This is a genomic window from Pseudodonghicola sp., assembly GCF_048268305.1.
Classification (GTDB): Bacteria; Pseudomonadota; Alphaproteobacteria; order Rhodobacterales; family Rhodobacteraceae; genus Pseudodonghicola.
Genome location: NZ_JBLWVT010000007.1, coordinates 1 through 20,442 on the forward strand (window position 1 = coordinate 1; position 20,442 = coordinate 20,442).

Consider the following 20,442-nt stretch of genomic DNA (forward strand, 5'->3'; position numbering starts at 1 on the left):
GCCACCGAGTGGCTCTGGTCCTACAACAACGAGCGCCCCAACATGGGCAATGGCGGCATGACACCCGCCCAGAAACTGAAGATGGCCGCGTAAAGTCTACGACCAAGCCCCCGCAAAAATGGGGGGATTACCACCCGACCGGGCCGCTTTGACCAGGTCGTTCAGATGCCGCACCCATCCTGTCTGGACATCACCCGGATCCTTGCGAAGGGGGTATCTGAAGCGCTCGACCCGGACGATATCCGGCAACTCGCGCGACAGGCGGTCGGCAAGACGCCTGCGGAGATCGATGCCGCGGTCCGGGCGGCGAAGGCGGTGGCGCGCCGTGCCAAGTCGCCACTCTCCACCGATCTCCTCCGCACCCAGCTCGGGTTGGCCAAGACCGATCCCAAACTGCTCCACAGGATCGCCGTGCATGAGGCCGGACATCTCCTAGCCGCCGCATGTCTCGTTCCAGGTTCTGTCGCCAGAGTCTCGATCTCAGAAAAGGGCGGCCTGACCGAACGTATGATCGCCCTGCGGCAACTGACGGTCGAGGAGATCGAGGCCGAACTGGTCATCCATATGGCCGGTCGCGCAGCCGAACGGCTGCTGATCGGCTCCATCTCCGGCGGAGCCGGCGGAGATGCGCGTAGCGACATCGCCCAGGCCACCGCGCTTGTCCTAAGTACGGATCGTGAGCTGGGGCTCGGAAAGAACGGTGATGCATGGTTGGGCGCCGCCGACATGCGCCGGCTGACCGAGGGCGAAAAGCAGCGCATCCGCGCGAAGCTCGCGCAAGCTACCACCCGGGCTGAGAGGCTTCTGCAACTGCATACCGGCAAACTGACCGACCTCGCAACGGCGCTCATGGAGGCTCGCGAACTCCAGGGGGCGGATCTGCAGCGACTGCTCGCCGACCTCCCGCCACCGGGGGCAAACATCCTTGAGTGAGTTGGGGCCTGTCGCTGCCGACCATCAATCCAGCGCATCGTGTCCTGTCGATAAGGGAGAAGGTGGCCGGGTGTAGGAGGTTACCCGCGCCACTACGCTTCCCGGTTGCACCATTTGAGGCACCGGAGGGGCGCTGGCGGCGTTAGGGGGCGGCAGATGCAATGCTTATGATAGAAATGAAGCCCCAAGGCAATTTGCGTCCCCGCTGCGTACCCACGCGCACAAAATTTTGCGAAGCGCCGATGGGTTCACAAAATTTTCTCAATCTTATCATGATTTTAAAATGGTGCCCGGGGGCGGAATCGAACCACCGACACGAGGATTTTCAATCCACTGCTCTACCCCTGAGCTACCCGGGCACGGGAAAGGCGTTTGCCTTTGGGTGTGGGCCTTCTAGGCGACGCCGCGGCGGGTGTCCAGAGGCATTTTCATCTTCTTGTCACTAATGTTGCCACTTTTGTGCGGCGTCTGCCTCTTCTTCTGCGTTTTCAATATCTTCCGGGGCATCGGAGGGGATCGAATAGCCGCCTTTCAGCCAAATTCCGAGGTCGATATCGGCGCAGCGTTTCGAGCAGAAGGGGCGGTATTTCGGATCGGTCTCGCGCTTGCAGATGGGGCAGCTCACAGCCCGGCCTCCCTCAGCTGGGGAACCAGAGGAAGCCGCCCGCGCTTGCGCTGGAGTTCATAGTTTCCAAGGGGCGTCCAGCCGGCGAGAACCGTCTCTTCGGTGTCGTGCTTGAAGGCGGCGCGCAGCACCGACTCGAAAGTGCGGCGATCCTTCTTCGGCATCGGCGCCAGGTCGATGATGATCTGGCCGCCCAGTCCCCTGAGCCGCAACTGGCGGGGCAATTCTCGGGCGGCGGCGATATTCGCCTTGATGCCGGCGGCCAGCGAGGTGTCGGCCCCGGTGTTCACGTCGACGGCGATCAGCGCATGGGTCGGCTCGACAAACAGGAAGGCACCGCCGGACAGCGGTACGCGCGTGGTCTTCAGCGCCTCCAGCGCATCCAGCACGCCAAGGCGGGCAAAGCCGCCGACTTCGGTCTCGACCTCGGCGGGCTCCGACCAGTCGCGCCAGGCCAGAAGATGGGGGCCGTCGCCCTCGGTCAGCGTCTCGGCCGGTCCTTCGGCATCGGCCAGCACCTTGTCGGCCAGCTCCAGCATGGCATCGACATCTTCGGCGATGTCGTCCTCGTCAGCGCCCTCGCAGGCCGAGCGCAGGATGATCCCATGCGCACTGGCCTCGGCCAGTTCGGTGCCCGCGGCGGCGAGGATGCGGATACGCTCCTCCTCATCGTGGATGCGGCGGGACAGGTTCACGCCGGGCGCCTCGGGGGTGACGATGGCATAGCGGCTCTTGAACAGGAGGCGCGCGGTGACCGGGATCGCCTTGCCGGGCTCGGCATAGCCGGTGACCTGCACCAGCAGCGCCTGACCGGGCGCGATGCCCTTGATCTGGCGCAGATAGGCGGTGCCGTCGGGCGTGTCGAGGAACAGCCCGCCTTGCCCCTTCATCGGCCGCTGCGCGATGGCGCGATAGATGGCGCCGGGGCGGGGGGCATCGCTGTCGATCAGGATATCCTCAAGCTGCCCGTCGATCATCAACGCCGCGGCCTCTTGGTCGCCGATGTGATCGAGAATGATTTGCCGGCCCTTCATGGCTGACCCTTTCGATAAAGCGGATACCCCGCCGCCTGCAAAAGCCCTGCGGCCTCGGCTAGCGGCAGGCCGACGATGCTGGTGAACGAGCCTTCGATCCAGGGGATGAAGGCGCCGGCCATGCCCTGGATGCCATAACCGCCGGCCTTGCCCTGCCAGTCGCCGCTGGCGACATAGGCGGCGATTTCCTGATCCGACAGCCGTTTCATCTTCACCGCGCTGACCACGTCGCGTTCCCACAGCCGGTCGCCCCGGCGTACCGCCACGGCGGTGATCACCCGGTGCCGGCGCCCGGAGAGGGCGCGCAGGAAGGCCTCGGCCTCGGCCGCGTCGACCGGTTTGCCCAGGATCCGACGGCCAAGCGCCACGGTGGTATCGGCGCAGAGCACGATGTCATCGGGGCCGGCCGCGACGGCGGCGGCCTTCTCGCGCGCAAGGCGCTGACAATAGGGGCGGGGCAGTTCCCCCGCCGTCGGGTCTTCGTCGATGTCGGGGGGAAGGATGGCGTCAGGAACAACGCCGATCTGCGCCAGCAGATCGCGGCGGCGCGGGCTGCCAGAGCCCAGGATAAGTTTCATCGCATGGGCCCTCGCGCAATGGGTCCGCGCCGGGGCGCGCGCTTACTTGAAGCGATAGTTGATCCGACCCTTGGTCAGATCGTAGGGGGTCATTTCGACCTGCACCTTGTCGCCGGCAAGAACACGAATCCGGTTCTTGCGCATCTTGCCTGCCGTATGTGCGATGATCTCATGGCCGTTTTCAAGCTCGACCCGGAACGTCGCATTGGGCAGGAGTTCCTTCACGACACCGGGAAATTCGAGCGTATCTTCCTTGGCCATGTTATCTCCATTGCTGATTGATCCGCCAAGCTGCGGAACGTGCGCTTAAATGATCTCATTCGCCCTGTATTTCAAGGCTGCAATGCCGCTTTGCGGCGAAATGTGACCGAATCGTCGGGGAAAATCGTCCTGCGTCGCGGTCAGAGGGGGCGAATCCACATCTGCAGCGGATGACGTGATTCGTCTTCCCGGTCGATATCCTTCCAATTGAACCTGGCCATCGCACCGGGCAGCTTGTCATAGCCGCGGGCACGCCAGAACGGATCGAGCGGACGATAATCGGCGGGGCGCAACGGGTGGTCGGCGGGGCGCTCAACGGCGCAGAAGGCGCTATAGCGGAACCCCAGACGGCGGGCGTGATTTTCCCGGGCATCAAAGAACTTATGCCCGATGCCATGGCCGCGATAACCGGGCAGCAGCACCGATTCGGCGCAATAGAACACCTGATCCAGGCTCAGGCCGGTGTCGGCGTAGGCTTCGGCGAAATCGTCGGCATGATCCGCCAGCGGCGTTCCGGTCGAAGCCCCGATCAGCCGGTCGCCCGCGAAGGCGCCGACCAAGATGGCATCTTCGCTGTCGCGATAGGACTGAAGATAGCGCCGTTCATAGTCCAGGTTGCCGTCATAGAGATAGGGCCAGTCGCGGAACACCGCGATCCGGAGGCCGGCGACATCCTCCAGCGCCGCGTCGAGCGCGGCGCCGGTCAGAACCCGCGTCTGGATCATTTGACCTGACGGATCCAGTCGGCCAGGTTGTAATAGGTGGTCACCCGGGCGATCTTGCCGTCGCGGATGTCGAAGAACGATCCGCCCGGCAGCCGATAGGTCTGGCCATGCGCTTCGGGCAGATCGCCGTCGGTGTGCAGATAGGTGCCGTTGACGATGAATTCCGCCGCGCCGCGGCGACCGTCCGCGGCCTCGAACAGCACGATATCGGTCAGCTCTTCCTTGTAGCAGCGGCTCATGTGGGCGCAGAACTCGGCGAATTTCACCTTGCCGACGCGGATCTGGCCCTCGTTGACGTGATGGGCCACGTCATCGGTCAGGCAGGCCAGCATGGCGGGCACGTCGCCGGCGTTGAAGGCGTCGAAATAGGCTTTGAGAATGGCAGTCATCGGGTGTCCCTCGGTTCGCCCCATTTTTCCTTGAGGCGGGCAATGATCTGGTCGCGGGCCTGCCGATAGGCGGCCAGTTTTTGGTCGCGGGTCTCGCCCATGCCGGTCGGATCCAGGATGGGCCAGAATTCCACCGTCAGATGGAAGAACCGGGTCAATTGCAGCGCCCGGCTCTGGCTGGCGGGGGACAGCGCCACCACCAGGTCGAAGGAACTCAGGTCGTCGCCGCGCCGCTGCATCTCGTCGAACGAACGCGACTGGTGGCGCGACAGCTCCACCCCGATCTCGTCGCAGACGGCGATGGCAAAGCCGTCGATCTCAAGATCGCTTTCCACGCCGGCCGATTGTACATAGGTCGACATGCCGTAGAATTTCTTCATGATCCCTTCGGCCATGGGGGATCTGCAGGCATTGTGATCGCAGCAGAACAGTACCGACTGCGGCAAGGATTCCACGAATTATCCCCCGAAGTGCAGGACGCAGATCAGGGTGAACAGGCGGCGGGCGGTGTCGTCATCGACATCGGCCTTGCCCTCGAGGCGCTCGCGCAACACGCGGCTGCCTTCGTTGTGAATGCCGCGCCGGGCCATGTCGATGGTCTCGATCTGGCTGGGGGGCATGGTCTTGACCGCGTTGTAGTAGGATTCGCAGATCTGGAAATAATCCTTCACCACCTGCCGGAACGGCCCGAGCGAAAGATGAAATTCGGCGGCCTTCTGGCCTTCTTCCGTCTCGATGTCGAAGACCAGCCGCTTTTCCCGGATCGACAGCATCACCCGATAGGGGCCCTCGGGGACGATTCGATCGTCCCGCTTGGGCAGGGTAAAGCTGTTCTGTTCCAGGAGGTCGAACATGGCGACCTTGCGTTCCTGTTCGATTTCCGGCGTGGGCGGGGGCAGCCCCGCATCGTCCAGCGCGATATCCACGATATGAGACATGGGCCGACTACTACCCTAGTTGTTCAGTTGATCCAGACGCGCGCGAACCGACAGCCCGTGCGCCTCGAGGCTTTCCGATTGCGCCAGACGCTCGGCGGTGGGGCCGATCGCTTTCAGCGCTTCGGGGGTCATCTTGGACAGAGTGGTGCGTTTGAGGAAGTCCAGAACGCTCAGACCAGAGGAAAACCGCGCAGACCGTGCCGTCGGCAGCACATGGTTCGGGCCGCCGACATAATCGCCGATCGCCTCCGGGGTGAATTGGCCCAGGAAGATGGCACCAGCGTGGATGCAGTGCGCGGACAGCGATTCCGGGTCGGCGACGCAGAGTTCCAGGTGTTCGGGCGCGATGCGGTTCGACAGCACGGCGGCCTCGTCCAGATCGCGCACGGTGATCACCGCGCCGAAGTCGCGCCAGCTTGCTTTGGCGATCTCGCGCCGTTGCAGCGTTTGCAGCCGCTTGTCGACCGCTTCGGCGACCTTCCGGCCGAATTCCGCATCGTCGGTGATCAACATCGCCTGGGCGCTGGCGTCATGCTCTGCCTGGCTCATCAGGTCGAGCGCGATCCAGTCGGGGTTGTTATCCTTGTCGGCGATCACCAGGATTTCCGAAGGGCCGGCGATCATGTCGATGCCGACCTTGCCGAAGACCCGCCGCTTGGCGGCGGCGACAAAGGCGTTGCCCGGCCCGGTGATCTTGTCGACCGGCTTGATGGTCTCGGTGCCATAGGCGAGTGCCGCGATCGCCTGGGCGCCGCCGATGCGGTAAATCTTGTCCACCCCGGCGATCTGGGCGGCCAGCAGGACTAGCGGGTTGACCACCCCATCGGGCGTCGGCACCGCGATCGCGAGCCGGTCCACCCCGGCGACCTTGGCGGGGATCGCGTTCATCAGCACCGAGGAGGGATAGGAGGCGAGCCCGCCCGGCACATAGAGGCCGGCGGCGGCGACGGCCGACCATCGCCAGCCCAGGGTGGCGCCGTCCGGATCGGTCCAGAGCTGGTTCGGCGGCATCTGCCGGACGTGATAGGCGCGGATGCGTTCGGCCGCCAGTTCCAGCGCGGCGCGGTCGGCAGGTGCGACCTGGGCCACCGCGGCGGCAATCTCCTCGGGCGAGAAGGCCAGCGTTTCGGGCGTCAGCTCCAGCCGGTCGAATTTCGCCGTCAGCTCGATCACCGCATGATCGCCGCGGGCGCGCACATCGGCGATGATATCGGCGACGATGGCGTCCACATCGGGGCTGTCTTCGCGCTTGGCGCCCAGCAGGGCGGCGAAGGCGGTTTCGAAATCGGCTGCGGTGGTGTCAAGAAACTGGGGCATTCTGGGTCTCCGGCGGATGGTCCCCCATACAATCGCAGGCGCGGGGTCTCAAGGGTTGAGGCGTTTCTCCAGCGGAAACCCCAGGATCCAGCGTCCGGTGCGCCCCGGTCCGGCGCTGCGCCAGCCATGGCGCAGATAGAAATCCCGCGCCGTGGCGGTAGAGGTCACCCTCGCGGTGACGATCCCGGCGGCGGACAGTTCCGCCTCCATCGCCGCGAGCAGGGCGGTGGAGAGACCGCGACGCCGATAGGCGGGATCGACGTAATTCAGCGTGATGGTGCCCTCGGAGATATCGACCGCGCCGACGGCGGCGGGGGCTCCGTCCAGCTCGGCGATCCGGATGCCGCCGGTGGCAATCATCCGCGCCACGCTCTCCGGTGTCTTGTTGGCAACCCAATTGGCCAGGGCCTCGGGATCGTCACCGTGATCGGCGCCGCAGAGCGCTGTGATCGAGGCGGTGAGGATCCGGGCGGCCTCTGCCGAGTCCCCGGGCCGGGCAGGGCGGAGGGTGATGCTCACTCAGGGTGCTCGGGCGTGTGGCCTGAAATCGCCCGATAGGGGCGGGTGACATCCTTCAGCGTGATGTCCAGCGCCTCGACCTGCAGCCGCAGCGCGCCATCGCCGGCGAGGGTCAGCAGCAGATCGCCTGCGCCATCCTCGCCCGGTTCGAAGTCGATCGACAGCAGCGACAGCACCAGATCCTTGTCGCGGTGGTCGATGCCCTGGCTGGCGACGCCCAGCACCTCGTCGATCACCAGCAAGGCGCGGACCCGTTCGGCGCCATGCCGTGTGCGGCCCTGATCTTCCCAGCGGAAGCGGTTCAGCAGGATGGCGAAGCGGCGTTGGCGCGACTTCCAGCTCATATCCGCGGCGGTGAAGATCGCGTCCTGCGTCAGGGTGGCGATGATCTTCAGATCCTCGGCATCGACGGCCCCCAAATTCAGCGGCGCCTCGCGGCCTTCTTCGAATGTTGCGTCTTCGGTCATCAGCCCCTGATCCGTTCGATTTTCGCGCCCACTGCCTGCAGCTTAGTTTCCACATGCTCATATCCGCGGTCCAGATGATAGACCCGGCTGACCACGGTTTCCCCTTCGGCGGCGAGGCCGGCAAGGATCAGTGACACGGAAGCGCGCAGATCGGTCGCCATCACCGGCGCGCCCTTGAGCTGTTCGACCCCGGTGACCCGGGCGGTGCCGCCCTGCACGTCGATCCGGGCACCCATGCGCATCAGCTCTGGCGCGTGCATGAAGCGATTCTCGAAAATGCGCTCTTCCAGCACGCTGGTGCCCTCGGCGGTGGCCAGCAGCGCCATCATCTGCGCCTGCAGGTCGGTGGGGAAGCCGGGGAAGGGTTCGGTCGTCACATCGACGGCGCGGATCGGGCCACCCTTGCGGGTGACCTTGAGGCCCTGGCCGGTCTCGGTCACCGTGACGCCGGCCTGTTCCAGCTTTGCCGCAAAGCTCGCCACCAGATCGAGCCGCCCGCCCAGGCATTCGACCTCGCCCCCCGCGATCGCCGGGGCGAGCATATAGGTGCCCAGTTCGATCCGGTCGGTCACCACCGGATGGGTCGCGCCGTTCAGCCGGTCGACCCCCTCGATGGTGATGACCGAGGTGCCGTCGCCCTCGATCCGGGCGCCCATCTTGCGCAGGCAGGTGGCCAGGTCGACGATTTCGGGTTCGCGGGCGGCGTTCTTCAGCACCGTGGTGCCCTTGGCCAGCGTCGCCGCCATCATCACGTTCTCGGTGGCGCCGACCGAGGCGAAGGAGAAGTCCACCACCGCGCCCTTCAACCCGCGTGGCGCCTTGGCGTGCAGATAGCCATCGCGCAGCTCGATCTCGGCCCCCAGCGCCTCGAGCCCGTGGATATGCAGATCCATCGGCCGCGCCCCGATGGCGCAGCCGCCGGGCAGGGAGACGACGGCATGGCCCAGCCGCGCCAGCATCGGCCCCAACACCAGGTTCGAGGCGCGCATCTTGCGCACGATGTCATAGTCGGCGACGTGGTTGTTCAGATCATGGCTCGACATCGCCAGCACCTGGCCGTTCTGCAGGCTGGTGACCTCGGCCCCCAGCGATTGCAGCAGCGCCGTCATGGTGCGGATGTCCGACAGCCTGGGCGCATTGGTCAGCGTCAGCGGCTCTTCGCTGAGCAACGTCGCCGGCATCAGGGTGAGGCAGGCATTCTTGGCGCCCGCGATCGGAATCTGACCGCTGAGCGGCCCGTTGCCGGTGACCAAAATCGAATCCATCTGCCTCTACCCTTCGTTTTCGCCTGTATCGCTGGCCTCATCCCCAGTCGCCGCCGCCCGTGCGCGTGCCTGTGCCTTGCGCTTGGCCATATTGGCCTTGAGCGCTGCCTTCAGGCGATCCTCGCGATCCGCCGCCGGTTTGGTTTTGTCGGTGTTCTTTGTTCTGGGTGCCATGTCCGTTCTCTACCCCAGCCTGACACTTCGGTCCAGATTGTGCCGCAGCCTCTGCCTCTCGCTGCGTCGCTGTGGTTGATATAAATCAATGCGGCATCTGGGATGTGTCTTACGGTCGATCGCAACGCCAATGGGGCAGGCGTCACCGCATTCGCCTGGGCGCAGCGGATGTCTCGCCCCTGAAGGCCGTGCTTTGCCAGGAGGAGAGACAAATGATCAGCAGCATGTTCACCAGCGATCTGGAAGGGTGGGTTGCCACCAATGCGACCCAGAGCTTTTCCGACACCGAGGGCGATCCCGCCGGCAGCCTGCGCGGCACCGAAGGCGGGAGCGGTGTCTGGTATTTCGCGGCGCCCGACAGCTATCTGGGCAATCTTTCCGACTATTATGGCGGCTCCCTCAGCTTCGAGATGAAGCAGGATGTCGATATCAACCAGTTCGATGACGTTGACCTGGTCCTGACCGGGGCCGGGCTCGAGCTGGTGCTGGACGTGGGCGACAACCCTGGCACGGACTGGACTTCTTATTCCGTCAGTTTGGCCCTGGGGGGCGGCTGGCGGCTCAGCACGCTCAGCGGCTCGGTGGCGAGCGAGGCGCAGATTCGCGATGTTCTGGGCAATCTGGAAAGATTCTTGATTCGCGGGGAATTCGTCAACGGCACGACAGGCGACGCCAGCAACCTGGACAATGTCGTCGTGACGGGCGAGCCGGTGACGCCGCCTGAGTATGTCGGGGTCAAGGTGGCGTCGACCTTCGACAGCGATATCGACGGCTGGTCCTTCATCGCCGACGTCAAGGAATTCAACTGGGTCGGCGACGGCGGCAATCCCGGCGGCTATGTCGAGGCGGTGGATTACGCCTATGGCGATGTCTGGTACTTCATCGCGCCCGAGAAATTCCTTGGTGACAAGTCGGCCTATGCCGGCGGCACCCTGTCCTTCGATCTCAAGCAGGATCCGATCGATTCCCAGTTCGACGCGGATGATGTGGTGATCGTGGGCAATGGCATCACCCTCGCGCTGAGCACGGCCGAGAATCCGGGGCTCGACTGGACCCATTACCAGGTGGCGCTGGATACTTCCGCCGACTGGCGGATCGGTTCCTCCACCGGCGAGGTGGCGACCCAGGCCGAGATCGAGACGGCGCTGGCCGATATCTCCGCTCTGCGGATTCGCGGCGAATATGTCTCGGGAACCGATACCGGCGGGCTCGACAACGTGGTGCTGACGCCGGATGCGGCGGCGGTGCGGGTGCTGTCGGACACCACCCAGGGGCTGCTGCTGTCGAACCACGGCACCTTGGCGGAGGCTTTGGCGGTGACCGAGGACGGCAATGTGGTCCAGATCAACAAGGCCACCGCGGTGACCGAGGCGCTCTATGAGGTCACCGACAACGGGCTGACGGTGCAGAGCAATCGCGCGGTCGAGACGGTGCTGAAGCTGGTCGGCGTGACCAGCCTGACCCTGGCCGGCGACAATGATCTGGATGTAATCGGCAACGCCCTGTCGAATACTATCCGAGGGTCGGACGGGGCCAATGTGCTCAAGGGATTGGGCGGCGCCGATCGGCTGCTGGGCGGCGAGGGCGCCGATCTCCTGCGCGGCGGCACCAAGGCAGATGTGCTTAAGGGCGAGGTCGGCAACGACAGGCTTTTCGGCGACGCGGGCTTTGACAAGCTCTATGGCGGCAACGGGCGCGACAAGCTCGACGGCGGCGCCGGCAATGACAAGCTGATCGGCGGCAATGGCGGCGATACCTTCATCTTCAAGGATGGCTATGGCGCCGACAAGATTCTCGATTTCGACGCCCTCGACGCGAAGGAAAGGATCAACCTGGCCGGCGTGGCCGAGATCACCGATTTCGCCGATCTCGCGGCGCACCACATGACGCAGGTCGGGGCGGATGTGGTGATCGAGGCCACGGGCGGCGACATGCTGACGCTGAAAGGGGTTCTGCTGGCCGATCTCGATGCGGGCGACTTCCTGTTCTGATCGCCCCCGGGGCGCGAGGCCGGAACACCCGGCCCCGCCACCCCCGAACAGCTGGCGAGAGAGGGGGAAAATGCCCGTCTCCGGAGGCGCGGGAAAAAAACCGGAAAAAAATCCGAAAGACCGCTTGCGCCCCCCGCGATTTGCATCTAATCAGCCGCCCACGGCGCTGCTGTAGCTCAGTGGTAGAGCACTCCCTTGGTAAGGGAGAGGTCGACAGTTCAATCCTGTCCAGCAGCACCATTTCCCTTAGATTTCAAAGACTAGACCCCAAAAAGGTCGACGATCGGCTGCGTTGTCTGCGGTCTGCGGATCGGCGCCCGGATCAGTCGGGCGCATCTCGCAGCGGCACCGGGAAAACCGCGTCATAGGCCCAGTTGAAGACCATGGCATAGGTCACGTAGAAGCCCGCCAGCGCGAGATCCATCATCAGCGCCTGCCACAGGGTCGCCGCGAGATACCAGGCGATGAAGGGGACGAGCAGGCAGAGCAGCCCGACCTCGAACAGCAGGGCATGGACGATCCTGACCGCCAGCGTCTTGCGGAGATCGCCGAAGACCCGCAGCATGCCGTGATCGAAGCCAAGGTTGAAAATATAGTTCCAGATCATGGCGATGGTCGCGCTGATCACGGTGATGACGCCGAAAAGGCTGATCTCGACACCGAAGATCAGCCCGCCCAGCGGCGTGGCGATGATCAGGGCGATCAGTTCGAACAGAATGGCGTGGCGGATGCGATCTCGGGTGGTTCTCATGGGCCCATCTGGTCCTGGCGGCAAAGGAATGTCCGGGATGGGCGAGAAGGCCGGGCAGTGCAAGCCCTTCGTGGCGACGGGGCGGCAGGGCCGCGATTTGCCGCCGGTCGGTGGCGCGCGCCCCCGAGGAGGGGCGCGCGCGGTGCCTCAGGCCAGACGCGGGCCGGCTTCGATCAGGCTCAGTTGCTTGGCGGCCCAGGGGGCGGCGCGTTCGATCTGGGCGGCGACCGACATCAGTCTTTCATCGAGCCCATAGGCCATCGCCAGATGCACGCCGACCGGCAGGTCGTCGGCGCTCCAGTGCAGCGGCAGGGTGATCGCCGGTTGTCCCGAGGCGTTGAAGATCGCGGTGAAGGGCGAATAGTCGAAGACCGATCCCGGCCCGTTACGATAGGCGACGAAATCCTCGAAATCCGGCTTGTACTTGCCCACCGGCGCCGGCGGGGTCGCCAGGGTCGAGGTCAAAAGGACATCGCAGTCGAGGAAGACATGCGCCATCCGCCGGCCAAAGGCGTGCACCTCTTCCACCGCATCGAGATAATCCGCCCCGTCGAGCTTTTGCGAATAGGCGATGGCGGCGCGGGTGACGCCCTCGACCATTGAGGGATCGAGCGGCGCGCCTTTCAGCTTCTTGCGCACGCTCAGCGCGGTGCCGCAGGCCACCACCGTGGTCCAGGCCATCATCATCGCCTCGACATCCAGATCGGCGGCAGGGCGGAATTCTTCGACGTCATGGCCCAGATCGGCCATCAGCCTGGCGGTCTTCTCGACCGCGGCGACGCATTCGGGGTCGATCGGCACGCCGCTGAGCGTGGTGGTCGAAAAGCGCACCTTCAGCTTGCCGGGATCGCGGTTCATCGCCTCGACAAAGCCGATCTCCAAGGGCGGGGCGACATAGGGCGCGCCCAGATCGGGGCCGGAACAGGCATCAAGCATCTTGGCGGTGTCGCGCAGCGACCGGGTCAGGAAGCCGTCGATCGCCATGCCGGCCCAGCCTTCGCCCGACATCGGCCCGTCGGGCAGCCGCGCGCGGGTCGGCTTGAAGCCCACCAGCCCGCAGGAGGAGGCCGGGATGCGGACCGAGCCGCCGCCGTCCGATCCATGCGCCATCGGCACGATGCCGGCGGCCACCGCCGCGCCCGAGCCGCCCGAGGATCCGCCCGAGGTATGGCCGGTGTTCCAGGGGTTCCGCGTCGGGCCGCCATAGGCCTGCGCCTCGGTCACCGGACCCACCCCCAGCTCGGGCGAGGTGCCGCGGCCATAGGTGACGACGCCGGTCGCCTGCATCCGCAGGAAGATTTCCGAATCATAGCTCCAGTTGGTGCCGGCAAAGAGCTTCGATCCGTTGAAGGTGGGATAGGCCTTGGCCTCGGCCCCCAGATCCTTCAGCAGGAAGGGCACGCCGGCGAAGGGGCCGTCGGGCAGGCCGTTGCGGATCGCCTGACGCGCGGCGTCCTCCTGGATGTTGACCACTGCGTTGAGCGCCGGATTGCGTTCCTCTGTCAGCTCCAGTGCAATATCCAGCAGCTCGTCCGCTGTGGCCTCCCTTTTGGCGACCAGCTCGGCCAGCCCGGTGGCGTCCTGCTTGAGATAGGTGCTTTTCATCTCGCGGTTCTCCCTGCGCGTGCTTTGAAATTTGGCGGCATCCTCAGTCGACCGCCCGGAAAAGGCAACCTTCGGGGCTTGGCCTTGGCGCGGACGCGGGGCAGAGTGCGCCGGTTCTGTGCAACAGGGAGAGAGACAGACATGACGCAAGGACCGCTGCAGGGACACGACGGCCCCTATCCCACCCCGGTCGAGGTGACCGGGCTGACCGTTCAGCCGGGGTGGATCGACCTCAACGGCCATATGAACGTGGGATATTACGGCATCGCCTTCGACGAGGCGGCCGATGTGCTGTTTGTCGACCACCTGGGGATCGGCGGCGATTACATCGCGGCAGCGGGGCAGGGGCCCTTCGTGCTGCAGGCGCATACGCTGTTTCTGAACGAATTGCGTCAAGGCGAGGGGTTCAGCCTGCGGTTCCGTCTGGTCGATCACGATCACAAGCGGATGCATTTCTTCGGCGAGATGATCCGCGACGCCGACGGTGTGCTCTGCGCCACGCAAGAGGTGGTGTCGATGAACGTCGATCACGGCACCCGGCGGTCGGCGCCCTATCCCGACTGGGTGGTCGCCCGGTTGGCGCGGATGAAGGCCGATCACGCGGGGCTGGCGCCCTCGCCGCATCAGGGGGTGCCGATCGGCCTGCGACGCTAGGCGGGCGCGAGCGGATCGGCTTGGGGGTGCCTCATGCGGGGGCGCCGCCGGTTCCGCGACGAAGGGCGATGAAGCCGGCCAGCGCCATCCGGGCCGGATCGGCCTGCAGACAGGGCACGCCCTGACGCCCCAGCGCGGCGACATAGGGGCGGGCTTCGGCCGGCGATCCCATCACCGCGACCTGCTGCCCCAGCCAATAGGGCCGTGCGGCGGCCAGCTCTGCCCCGATCAGCAGACCGGAAAGGCGCGCTGGCGCCTGATCGGGTGCTACCTGACCCAGCATCACCGCCGCTTGCAGCGCGGCAAGGCCCGAGGCCAGCCGTTCGGGCCGCGACAGGGTATTGTCGAGCGCGTCGAAGAAAGCCGTCTCGTCCCACAGGTCCGCGGGGCCGAAGGCCCCGTCCTGCCTCAGCGCCCGGGCAAGCGTGCCGCTCAGCGCGCTTTGGAAGCTCACCACCTCTGCGGCGCTGACCTGCACCCAATGGGTGATTGCCCCGGGCAGGATCACCACCCCGTCCCAACGCGGATTGAGCGCGAAGAAGCCGGCAAGCCGTGCCGCCGCGCCGGTCAGAAGCCCGGCGGTCGGTGTGCGTTGCATCAGTGGCGGCAGCGCCTGGGCCTGCAGCCCGTCCAGCGGGCTGGGGATCAGATCGGCGGGCTTCGCCGGCACCGCCACCGCAGGCAGCCGCAGCCCATCGATCAGCGCCGGCAGGCCCGCCGGTGCGGCAAGCGCTGCACGCAGGGCCGGCAGCAGCGGCGCGACCCCGGCGGCGTCAGGCGGGGTGAGCGGCGCTGCGATCGCGGCCCGGGCGCGCAGGTCTGTGCCGTCCAGCCACCAGGCCTCTGCCCGTCCGGGCTGCAGGTCTATCGCGATCCACTCCGCCAACTGCCGGGCCTCCCTTAGGCGATCACTTCGCCGATCAGCACCTGCGGCCGGACATTGGTGAAATTCGGCACATCGGCATTCACCGGGCCCGAGGCCCGCAGCGCCGCCTTCATCGCCGCCTGATCGGCGAAGACGATGGTGGCCACCAAATGATAGGGCGGCGGCACATCGGGCCCGCCGGCGATCCCCTTGGTGACCAGCACACGGTCGATATGCGGGCCCATGTGGCTGTCGACCAGCGGCATATGGGTGCCGAGGTAATAGTCGTAATCGAAGTGGCTGTCGGCGCTGACCGGATAGATGATCTGAAGCGATGCCGGCATGGTCGTTCTCCTCCCTGGGGTGTCCTTGCCGCCGAGGTGTGCCCCGTCGTGCACGGGGCTGTCAACGCGCAACCGGGGGCAGGGGCGCCGGGCCGGGGAAATGCGGCGGTTGCCTGATTTTCGCCATATTTGATGCGGTCGGACCCTGGCGGAAATCGCGGGGGTTTGGCGCTACGGCGTTAACCTGATTCTAAGCTCGGCAGGTTTCCGCAAACGATACAATCCTGGCAATCGACAGAGACTGATCTCGATGATACCCGGGCCACCGCCTGGTTTCCTGCCCCTACGGCAGTGAAACAGATTGTTTCCATGGAATTCGTTAAAAGTTTTCCGGTTGGTGGTAAAAGCAATCGTGGCGAAAACGGGGCAAAAACGCGACGCGAATTTGCTGCGGGCGGATCGGGTTATCGGTGGGGGCCGACTGAGCTGCTGAAAAAACGTCCAACGTCCGGCTGAGCTGCACAGGGTCGGGCATCGGGAAAATTTGGTTTGAACAAGTGCCGTGAGTTTTCGCGGCAGGGTCGGTTTTGACCCAGCTCAGGAGAGCGATCATGAATCACGTTGTCTATCGCCATGCCCATGGTGTTGCCCACAACCGGCTCCCCACCCTGACCGCAATGCCGGTCAGTATCCTGCTTCCCGCGCCGGCGAACATCAACGGCCCGGCCGACAGCATCTTCTGCCCGCCCGAGGGGGCTGGCAGCCATGAACTCTATGCCCGTGTGGGTAAGCGCCTGCTTGATCTGACGCTGACGCTGCTGACCCTGCCGATTGCGCTGCCGATCATTCTGCTCTGCGCCGCCGCGCTCTGGATCGAAGGGGGCCAGCCGTTCTATTGGCAGGCCCGTCTGGGCCAGGGCGGCCGCATCTTCCAGATGATGAAGCTGCGCACCATGGTGCGCAATGCCGATGCCCTGCTGGCCGAATATCTGGCCAACGATCCGGCGATGCGGGACGAATGGAACACCAACCAGAAGCTGCGCAAGGATCCCCGGATCACCGCCGTGGGTCACTTTCTGCGCGCCACCTCGCTGGACGAGCTGCCGCAGCTCTGGAACGTGCTGAAAGGCGAGATGAGCCTGGTCGGCCCGCGGCCGATGATGCCCGAGCAATTGCCGCTTTACGGTGACGCCTCGTGTTATCTGGCGGTCAAGCCGGGGATCACCGGCCTGTGGCAGGTCTCCACCCGCAACGAGAAGGGCTTCAGCTATCGCGCGCAGGTCGATGCCGTCTACTGCCGTACCCTGTCGCTGGGCCGCGATCTGATGCTGATCTTCCGCACCGTCGGGGTGATGGCGCGCCGCACCGGCGTGTGAGTCCGGCGATTTCTAGAGAACTTCGATTTGGAGGGCAGGATATGAAAGATTATCTTGATAAGGACACGGCCGCGATCGAAGGCGATATCCTCTCGGCCACATCTTGGAACGAAGCGGAGCCGATGGATCGCAAGGAACGCAAGATTTTCCGCCGCAAGGCCGCCGGCCGCCCGATTGAGGATACTCTGCTGACCGAGCCGAAGTCCTATGGCGTTCCGGGTCCGCTGCTGGCGGGCTGGGATCGTCTGGCACGGGTCAAGCCGGGGGCCGCCGCGATCGGCGCGCGTCCGGCGCCGCTGGTCAACCTGTTCCGCGACAGCGGCACGGCGCGGGGGTTTGACCTGTTGCGCACCCGGCTGATGGCCACCCTGCGCAACCAGGGGTGGCGCCGTGTCGCCATCGCCACGCCGACCTCGGGCTGTGGCGCCACCTTCACCGCGGTGAATCTGGCGCTGAGCCTGGCACGCGTTCCCGGCACTCGTACGGTGCTGATGGACATGAACCGACGCGCCCCCGGTGTCGCCAAGACGCTGGACATCCACGGGCATGGGCAGATGAGCGCCTTTCTGAGTGGTCTGCTTTCGCCGGTGGACCATCTGGTGCGCTGCAGCGAGGGGCTGGCGCTGGGGCTGGCGGATGCCGCCGATCCCAATGCGGCCGAGACCTTTCTTGACCCGCTGGCGATCCGCGCGCTCGACGAGATGATGCTGACGCTCGATCCCGACGTCGTGCTCTATGATCTGCCGGCCGTGCTGGAACATGATGACGCCGCCGCCTTCCTGCCGCATGTCGACGGCGTGCTGCTGGTTGCCGACGCGACCCGGACCACGGCGGCGCAGGTGCGGGCCTGCGAGGAAATCCTGGGCGAGCAGACCGAGCTGCTGGGGGTGATCCTGAACCGCACCCGCTCCGCGGACTGAGCATGGAATCGCCTTAGTTTTGCCCGCTTGCTATGGTGTGTTCCGGGTTAATGGCCCGGAACACGGGCGGCGGGCCCGTCCCGCGCGAAACTGAGGTAGGGGTATATGGGGCCGGTTCTTTCCTTCAGAGACTTCGTTGACATGCTGCGCCGTCGCGCCTGGCTGATCCTTTTGGTGATCGCGGTGGGCTGCGGGTTGTCGGTCGTGGCGGCGAAGGAGGCGAAGCACAAGTACCGCTCGACCGAGGTCATTCAGGTGACCCAGCCGAAGATCGAGGGCGAGGCGACCCGCGATCCCAACAATACCGAGGATACCATCTCGCGCCGGTTGCAACTGATCGAGCAGCGGGTGATGGCGCGCGAGAGCGTGCTGGCGGTGATCGAGAAATATGGTCTCTATGCCGACCTGCCTGCGCTGACCGAGAACGAGAAGGTCGATCTGCTGCGCACCTCGGTCCGGATCGACGGGTTGCAGAACAATGGCTCCTCGGACGGTTGGGTATCGGTGTTGACCGTCACCGCCGAGATGCCGACCGCCCGGCAGGCGCAAGAGATCGCGCATGAATTCGCCAGCCGCACCATCGAGCTCAGCAACGAGAGCCGGCTGGACAAGGCGCGGGAAACGCTGGCCTTCTTCACCGCCCGCGAGGAGACGCTGCGCGAGCACATCTCCCGGGTGGAGGATGAACTGGCCGCCTATCGCAAGGACAATGCGGTGGCGCTGCCCGGCACCCTGGAAATCCGTCGCAGCGAGATCACCTCGATCAACAACGAATTGCTGGATATCTCGCGTCAGCGAATCCAGATCGAACGCGCCGCGGATCTGTCACGGCAGAACGACATGCCGGCCACCGCCGCGCGCAAGCAGTCCGATTTCAGCGAACAGCTCACCACGCTGGAGGCGCAGGCCGAATTGCTGCGCCAGCGCAAGGGAGAGCTCGAGGCCTCGCTGCAGTCCTCGCCCGAGGTCGATCGCCGCGTTGGCGCCTATGATCACGAATTGGAGCAGATCCGCGCGCAGCTTCAGGAAGCCTCGGCCCGGCGCACCGATGCCGAGGTCGCCTATCGCCTTGAAACCCAGGCCCAGAGCGAACGGCTGACGGTGATCGAACCGGCCAGCCTGCCCGATTACCCCTTTACCCGAAGCCGCAAGAAACTGGCTTTGGTGGGGGCCGCGGTCAGCGTGATGATGGCGCTGGGGCTGGCCTTCGTGCTCGAACTGAGAAAGCCGGTGATGCGCACCCCGGCGCATATGGAACGCGATCTGGGCATTCGCCCGGTGGTTTCGATTCCCTATCTCGACACCCGTTCCCGGCGCCGCCGGCGCCGGGGGAACGACAAGGCCGCCTGAGGCGACCAGGGCCTTCGGAGCTTTTCCTTCCGGAGGTCAGAAGCCTGCGGCGCCCGGCAGCTCGGCCAGCACCGGCCAGTGCAGCCAGAGCGCGAAGCCGCAGCCTAGACCGGCCAGCACGAAGAACCCCATATCGGTTACCGGATCCCAGACCCGGTGGCGGCGGGCCAGCCAGACCAGCACCGGATAGGCGACGAATTGCGCCACGGCGATCGCCACGATGGCACCGAACAGGTGGAACCAGATGGCGCCGACCAGGATCAGGCCGACCTGCGCCACCGCCCGCACCGCCGAGTAGAGGAAGAAGCTGCGGCTGTCGCCAGCGGCCAGCGCGGCTTGGTCATAGGTCATTCCCAAGGCGGTGGGCACCAGGGCGCAGGACATCAGCACCACCACAGCGCCGGCCGGCAAATAGCGGGGGTCGTACATGATGCCCACCAGCGCCGGGCCGATCAGCGACATCAGGATCGACGTGCCCGCCATGCCGGCAAGCAGCCCGATCCTGAGCAACCGCTGCTTGCGGAAATTCGCCTCGGCCTCATGCGCGGGCCGATCGCGGAAGATCGGGATCAGCAGCCGGTTGGTCACCGCATGGCCCATCATGGTCGGAAAGCTCGCCAGGAAATAGCCGATGTTGTAAAGCCCCAGCATCTCCATCGACAGGAAGCGGCCCAGGACCAGCCGGTCGCCCTGGCTGGTCAGGAAGAACAGCGCGGTCGACAGGAAAATCCAGCGTCCGAAGCGCATGATCTCGCGCGCGATTTCGGGATCCCAACGGAAATGGTTCTTCGGGCCGGGCAGGAAATAATGGGTCAGGATCACCCGCGCCAGCGCCTGCAGCGGTCCGCCCAGCACCAGCGCCGAGACCGAGCGTGTCGCCAGCGCCAGCGCCACCATGGCGGCGATGCCAATGGCCTGGGCGATCAGCTCAAGCACGGTGAGCCGGCCCAGCAGCAGATGGCGGTGGGCGGTCTCGATCTTCATCGGCGCGAAGCCGGTGATCGCCGAGGCGATGCCGGCGATCGGGATGTAATAGGCCAGCGCCGGTTCGCCATAAAAATGCGCCACCGGCAGCGCCAGCACGCAGGCCCCACCCCAAAGGCCGAACCCCCGGATCAGCTGCAGCGTCCAGGCCGTGTCCAGAAAGGCCGGATCGTCGCCACGCTTGTTTTGCGCGATCGCCGGGCCGATGCCGATGTCGGAAAACAGCGACAGGCCGATCGTCACCACCGAGACCAGCGCCATCAGCCCGAAGGCCTCGGGATAGAGGATGCGGGTGAGCACCAGGTTGGACATCAGCCGCAGCGCCTGCGCGCCACCGAAGCTGAGCATCAGCCAGGAGGCGCTGCGCAGCACCCGCGCCATCAGCGTGTTGCCGGAAAAAGCGGAAAGGAACTTGGTCACGTCTGCGGCTTTGCCTC

Annotated in this window: 24 protein-coding genes and 2 tRNA genes; 7 read left to right on the forward strand and 19 right to left on the reverse strand. The window is 65.4% G+C overall.

Annotated elements, in window-relative coordinates; translation table 11 throughout:
* The first annotated feature begins 165 nt into the window (after positions 1-165).
* Positions 166-933, forward strand: a complete 768-nt coding sequence (locus ACN0V4_RS13670) for a hypothetical protein (protein WP_417677002.1) — start codon at positions 166-168, stop codon at positions 931-933.
* A 284-nt stretch (positions 934-1,217) separates the two neighbouring features.
* Here ACN0V4_RS13670 and ACN0V4_RS13675 read toward each other — a convergent pair.
* The 14 genes from ACN0V4_RS13675 to ACN0V4_RS13740 form a co-directional block, all read right to left on the reverse strand.
* Positions 1,218-1,292: transfer RNA gene (locus ACN0V4_RS13675), tRNA-Phe, on the reverse strand.
* Positions 1,293-1,375: 83 nt separating this feature from the next.
* Positions 1,376-1,558 (reverse strand): DNA gyrase inhibitor YacG, encoded by a 183-nt coding sequence (locus ACN0V4_RS13680; RefSeq protein ID WP_417677004.1) that lies wholly within the window; start codon positions 1,556-1,558, stop codon positions 1,376-1,378.
* Positions 1,555-2,592, reverse strand: a complete 1,038-nt coding sequence (locus ACN0V4_RS13685; RefSeq protein WP_417677006.1) for a ribonuclease E/G — start codon at positions 2,590-2,592, stop codon at positions 1,555-1,557. Before ACN0V4_RS13685 ends, ACN0V4_RS13680 begins: the two co-directional genes overlap by 4 nt.
* Positions 2,589-3,170, reverse strand: coding sequence for a Maf family protein (locus ACN0V4_RS13690; protein ID WP_417677008.1), 582 nt, complete (start codon positions 3,168-3,170; stop codon positions 2,589-2,591). Before ACN0V4_RS13690 ends, ACN0V4_RS13685 begins: the two co-directional genes overlap by 4 nt.
* Before the next feature lie 42 nt (positions 3,171-3,212).
* The gene (gene infA, locus ACN0V4_RS13695; protein ID WP_005978431.1) at positions 3,213-3,431 is read right to left on the reverse strand and encodes a translation initiation factor IF-1; all 219 of its coding nucleotides are present in this window, start codon (positions 3,429-3,431) and stop codon (positions 3,213-3,215) included.
* A 140-nt stretch (positions 3,432-3,571) separates the two neighbouring features.
* Entirely contained in the window at positions 3,572-4,156 is a 585-nt protein-coding gene (locus ACN0V4_RS13700) for a GNAT family N-acetyltransferase (RefSeq protein ID WP_417677010.1), read from the reverse strand.
* Positions 4,153-4,545 carry a ketosteroid isomerase-related protein gene (locus tag ACN0V4_RS13705; RefSeq protein ID WP_417677012.1) on the reverse strand — a complete coding sequence of 131 codons (393 nt, stop codon included), beginning with the start codon at positions 4,543-4,545 and terminating at the stop codon, positions 4,153-4,155. The genes ACN0V4_RS13700 and ACN0V4_RS13705 overlap by 4 nt, the downstream gene beginning before the upstream one ends.
* Positions 4,542-5,000 carry a low molecular weight phosphatase family protein gene (locus tag ACN0V4_RS13710; protein ID WP_417677014.1) on the reverse strand — a complete coding sequence of 153 codons (459 nt, stop codon included), beginning with the start codon at positions 4,998-5,000 and terminating at the stop codon, positions 4,542-4,544. Before ACN0V4_RS13710 ends, ACN0V4_RS13705 begins: the two co-directional genes overlap by 4 nt.
* Before the next feature lie 3 nt (positions 5,001-5,003).
* Complete coding sequence (locus ACN0V4_RS13715; protein WP_417677016.1) at positions 5,004-5,483, reverse strand: UPF0262 family protein; 480 nt, start codon at positions 5,481-5,483, stop codon at positions 5,004-5,006.
* Between the two features lie 15 nt (positions 5,484-5,498).
* Complete coding sequence (gene hisD, locus ACN0V4_RS13720) at positions 5,499-6,800, reverse strand: histidinol dehydrogenase (protein WP_417677018.1); 1,302 nt, start codon at positions 6,798-6,800, stop codon at positions 5,499-5,501.
* Between the two features lie 48 nt (positions 6,801-6,848).
* Positions 6,849-7,319, reverse strand: coding sequence for a GNAT family N-acetyltransferase (locus ACN0V4_RS13725; protein WP_417677020.1), 471 nt, complete (start codon positions 7,317-7,319; stop codon positions 6,849-6,851).
* Positions 7,316-7,786 carry a DUF2948 family protein gene (locus tag ACN0V4_RS13730; protein WP_417677022.1) on the reverse strand — a complete coding sequence of 157 codons (471 nt, stop codon included), beginning with the start codon at positions 7,784-7,786 and terminating at the stop codon, positions 7,316-7,318. Before ACN0V4_RS13730 ends, ACN0V4_RS13725 begins: the two co-directional genes overlap by 4 nt.
* Positions 7,786-9,051 carry a UDP-N-acetylglucosamine 1-carboxyvinyltransferase gene (gene murA / locus ACN0V4_RS13735; RefSeq protein WP_417677024.1) on the reverse strand — a complete coding sequence of 422 codons (1,266 nt, stop codon included), beginning with the start codon at positions 9,049-9,051 and terminating at the stop codon, positions 7,786-7,788. The genes ACN0V4_RS13730 and murA overlap by 1 nt, the downstream gene beginning before the upstream one ends.
* 6 nt (positions 9,052-9,057) lie before the next feature.
* Positions 9,058-9,225: a hypothetical protein gene (locus ACN0V4_RS13740; RefSeq protein ID WP_417677026.1), complete on the reverse strand. Its 168-nt coding sequence runs from the start codon at positions 9,223-9,225 to the stop codon at positions 9,058-9,060.
* A 212-nt stretch (positions 9,226-9,437) separates the two neighbouring features.
* Between ACN0V4_RS13740 and ACN0V4_RS13745 the strand changes: the two genes are divergently transcribed.
* The gene (locus ACN0V4_RS13745) at positions 9,438-11,216 is read left to right on the forward strand and encodes a laminin B domain-containing protein (RefSeq protein ID WP_417677028.1); all 1,779 of its coding nucleotides are present in this window, start codon (positions 9,438-9,440) and stop codon (positions 11,214-11,216) included.
* Between the two features lie 165 nt (positions 11,217-11,381).
* Positions 11,382-11,456: transfer RNA gene (locus ACN0V4_RS13750), tRNA-Thr, on the forward strand.
* Positions 11,457-11,538: 82 nt separating this feature from the next.
* Here ACN0V4_RS13750 and ACN0V4_RS13755 read toward each other — a convergent pair.
* The gene (locus ACN0V4_RS13755) at positions 11,539-11,967 is read right to left on the reverse strand and encodes a PACE efflux transporter (RefSeq protein WP_417677030.1); all 429 of its coding nucleotides are present in this window, start codon (positions 11,965-11,967) and stop codon (positions 11,539-11,541) included.
* 147 nt (positions 11,968-12,114) lie between these two features.
* Entirely contained in the window at positions 12,115-13,572 is a 1,458-nt protein-coding gene (locus ACN0V4_RS13760) for an amidase (protein WP_417677032.1), read from the reverse strand.
* Positions 13,573-13,713: 141 nt separating this feature from the next.
* Here ACN0V4_RS13760 and ACN0V4_RS13765 point away from each other — a divergent pair, with 141 nt between their 5' ends.
* Positions 13,714-14,226, forward strand: coding sequence for a thioesterase family protein (locus ACN0V4_RS13765; RefSeq protein ID WP_417677034.1), 513 nt, complete (start codon positions 13,714-13,716; stop codon positions 14,224-14,226).
* A gap of 31 nt (positions 14,227-14,257) precedes the next feature.
* Here the strand turns inward: ACN0V4_RS13765 and ACN0V4_RS13770 are convergent, their stop codons facing one another.
* The gene (locus tag ACN0V4_RS13770; protein WP_417677036.1) at positions 14,258-15,112 is read right to left on the reverse strand and encodes a 2-dehydro-3-deoxygalactonokinase; all 855 of its coding nucleotides are present in this window, start codon (positions 15,110-15,112) and stop codon (positions 14,258-14,260) included.
* Positions 15,113-15,126: 14 nt separating this feature from the next.
* Positions 15,127-15,435, reverse strand: a complete 309-nt coding sequence (locus tag ACN0V4_RS13775; RefSeq protein ID WP_417677038.1) for an EthD family reductase — start codon at positions 15,433-15,435, stop codon at positions 15,127-15,129.
* Between the two features lie 551 nt (positions 15,436-15,986).
* On the opposite strand from ACN0V4_RS13775, the gene ACN0V4_RS13780 reads away from it, so the two are divergent.
* The 3 genes from ACN0V4_RS13780 (at position 15,987) to ACN0V4_RS13790 (ending at position 19,021) form a co-directional block, all read left to right on the forward strand.
* Positions 15,987-16,751: a sugar transferase gene (locus ACN0V4_RS13780; RefSeq protein ID WP_417677040.1), complete on the forward strand. Its 765-nt coding sequence runs from the start codon at positions 15,987-15,989 to the stop codon at positions 16,749-16,751.
* Positions 16,752-16,792: 41 nt separating this feature from the next.
* Positions 16,793-17,671 carry a CpsD/CapB family tyrosine-protein kinase gene (locus ACN0V4_RS13785; RefSeq protein WP_417677042.1) on the forward strand — a complete coding sequence of 293 codons (879 nt, stop codon included), beginning with the start codon at positions 16,793-16,795 and terminating at the stop codon, positions 17,669-17,671.
* A gap of 105 nt (positions 17,672-17,776) precedes the next feature.
* Positions 17,777-19,021 carry a GumC family protein gene (locus tag ACN0V4_RS13790; RefSeq protein WP_417677044.1) on the forward strand — a complete coding sequence of 415 codons (1,245 nt, stop codon included), beginning with the start codon at positions 17,777-17,779 and terminating at the stop codon, positions 19,019-19,021.
* 36 nt (positions 19,022-19,057) lie between these two features.
* On the opposite strand, the gene ACN0V4_RS13795 is transcribed toward ACN0V4_RS13790, so the two are convergent.
* Positions 19,058-20,425 carry an oligosaccharide flippase family protein gene (locus ACN0V4_RS13795; protein ID WP_417677046.1) on the reverse strand — a complete coding sequence of 456 codons (1,368 nt, stop codon included), beginning with the start codon at positions 20,423-20,425 and terminating at the stop codon, positions 19,058-19,060.
* Positions 20,426-20,442: the final 17 nt, after the last annotated feature.

What these genes read in the sequence shown, in the direction of transcription:
- ACN0V4_RS13670 (WP_417677002.1), top strand. Translation starts at nt 166, where the DNA reads ATGCCGCACCCATCCTGTCTGGACATCACCCGGATCCTTGCGAAGGGG.
- ACN0V4_RS13705 (WP_417677012.1), bottom strand. Translation starts at nt 4,545, where the DNA reads ATGACTGCCATTCTCAAAGCCTATTTCGACGCCTTCAACGCCGGCGAC.
- infA (WP_005978431.1), bottom strand. Translation starts at nt 3,431, where the DNA reads ATGGCCAAGGAAGATACGCTCGAATTTCCCGGTGTCGTGAAGGAACTC.
- ACN0V4_RS13780 (WP_417677040.1), top strand. Translation starts at nt 15,987, where the DNA reads ATGAATCACGTTGTCTATCGCCATGCCCATGGTGTTGCCCACAACCGG.
- hisD (WP_417677018.1), bottom strand. Translation starts at nt 6,800, where the DNA reads ATGCCCCAGTTTCTTGACACCACCGCAGCCGATTTCGAAACCGCCTTC.
- ACN0V4_RS13715 (WP_417677016.1), bottom strand. Translation starts at nt 5,483, where the DNA reads ATGTCTCATATCGTGGATATCGCGCTGGACGATGCGGGGCTGCCCCCG.
- ACN0V4_RS13765 (WP_417677034.1), top strand. Translation starts at nt 13,714, where the DNA reads ATGACGCAAGGACCGCTGCAGGGACACGACGGCCCCTATCCCACCCCG.
- ACN0V4_RS13785 (WP_417677042.1), top strand. Translation starts at nt 16,793, where the DNA reads ATGAAAGATTATCTTGATAAGGACACGGCCGCGATCGAAGGCGATATC.
- ACN0V4_RS13740 (WP_417677026.1), bottom strand. Translation starts at nt 9,225, where the DNA reads ATGGCACCCAGAACAAAGAACACCGACAAAACCAAACCGGCGGCGGAT.
- ACN0V4_RS13745 (WP_417677028.1), top strand. Translation starts at nt 9,438, where the DNA reads ATGATCAGCAGCATGTTCACCAGCGATCTGGAAGGGTGGGTTGCCACC.
- ACN0V4_RS13700 (WP_417677010.1), bottom strand. Translation starts at nt 4,156, where the DNA reads ATGATCCAGACGCGGGTTCTGACCGGCGCCGCGCTCGACGCGGCGCTG.
- ACN0V4_RS13730 (WP_417677022.1), bottom strand. Translation starts at nt 7,786, where the DNA reads ATGACCGAAGACGCAACATTCGAAGAAGGCCGCGAGGCGCCGCTGAAT.
- ACN0V4_RS13690 (WP_417677008.1), bottom strand. Translation starts at nt 3,170, where the DNA reads ATGAAACTTATCCTGGGCTCTGGCAGCCCGCGCCGCCGCGATCTGCTG.
- ACN0V4_RS13775 (WP_417677038.1), bottom strand. Translation starts at nt 15,435, where the DNA reads ATGCCGGCATCGCTTCAGATCATCTATCCGGTCAGCGCCGACAGCCAC.
- murA (WP_417677024.1), bottom strand. Translation starts at nt 9,051, where the DNA reads ATGGATTCGATTTTGGTCACCGGCAACGGGCCGCTCAGCGGTCAGATT.
- ACN0V4_RS13755 (WP_417677030.1), bottom strand. Translation starts at nt 11,967, where the DNA reads ATGAGAACCACCCGAGATCGCATCCGCCACGCCATTCTGTTCGAACTG.
- ACN0V4_RS13790 (WP_417677044.1), top strand. Translation starts at nt 17,777, where the DNA reads ATGGGGCCGGTTCTTTCCTTCAGAGACTTCGTTGACATGCTGCGCCGT.
- ACN0V4_RS13685 (WP_417677006.1), bottom strand. Translation starts at nt 2,592, where the DNA reads ATGAAGGGCCGGCAAATCATTCTCGATCACATCGGCGACCAAGAGGCC.
- ACN0V4_RS13760 (WP_417677032.1), bottom strand. Translation starts at nt 13,572, where the DNA reads ATGAAAAGCACCTATCTCAAGCAGGACGCCACCGGGCTGGCCGAGCTG.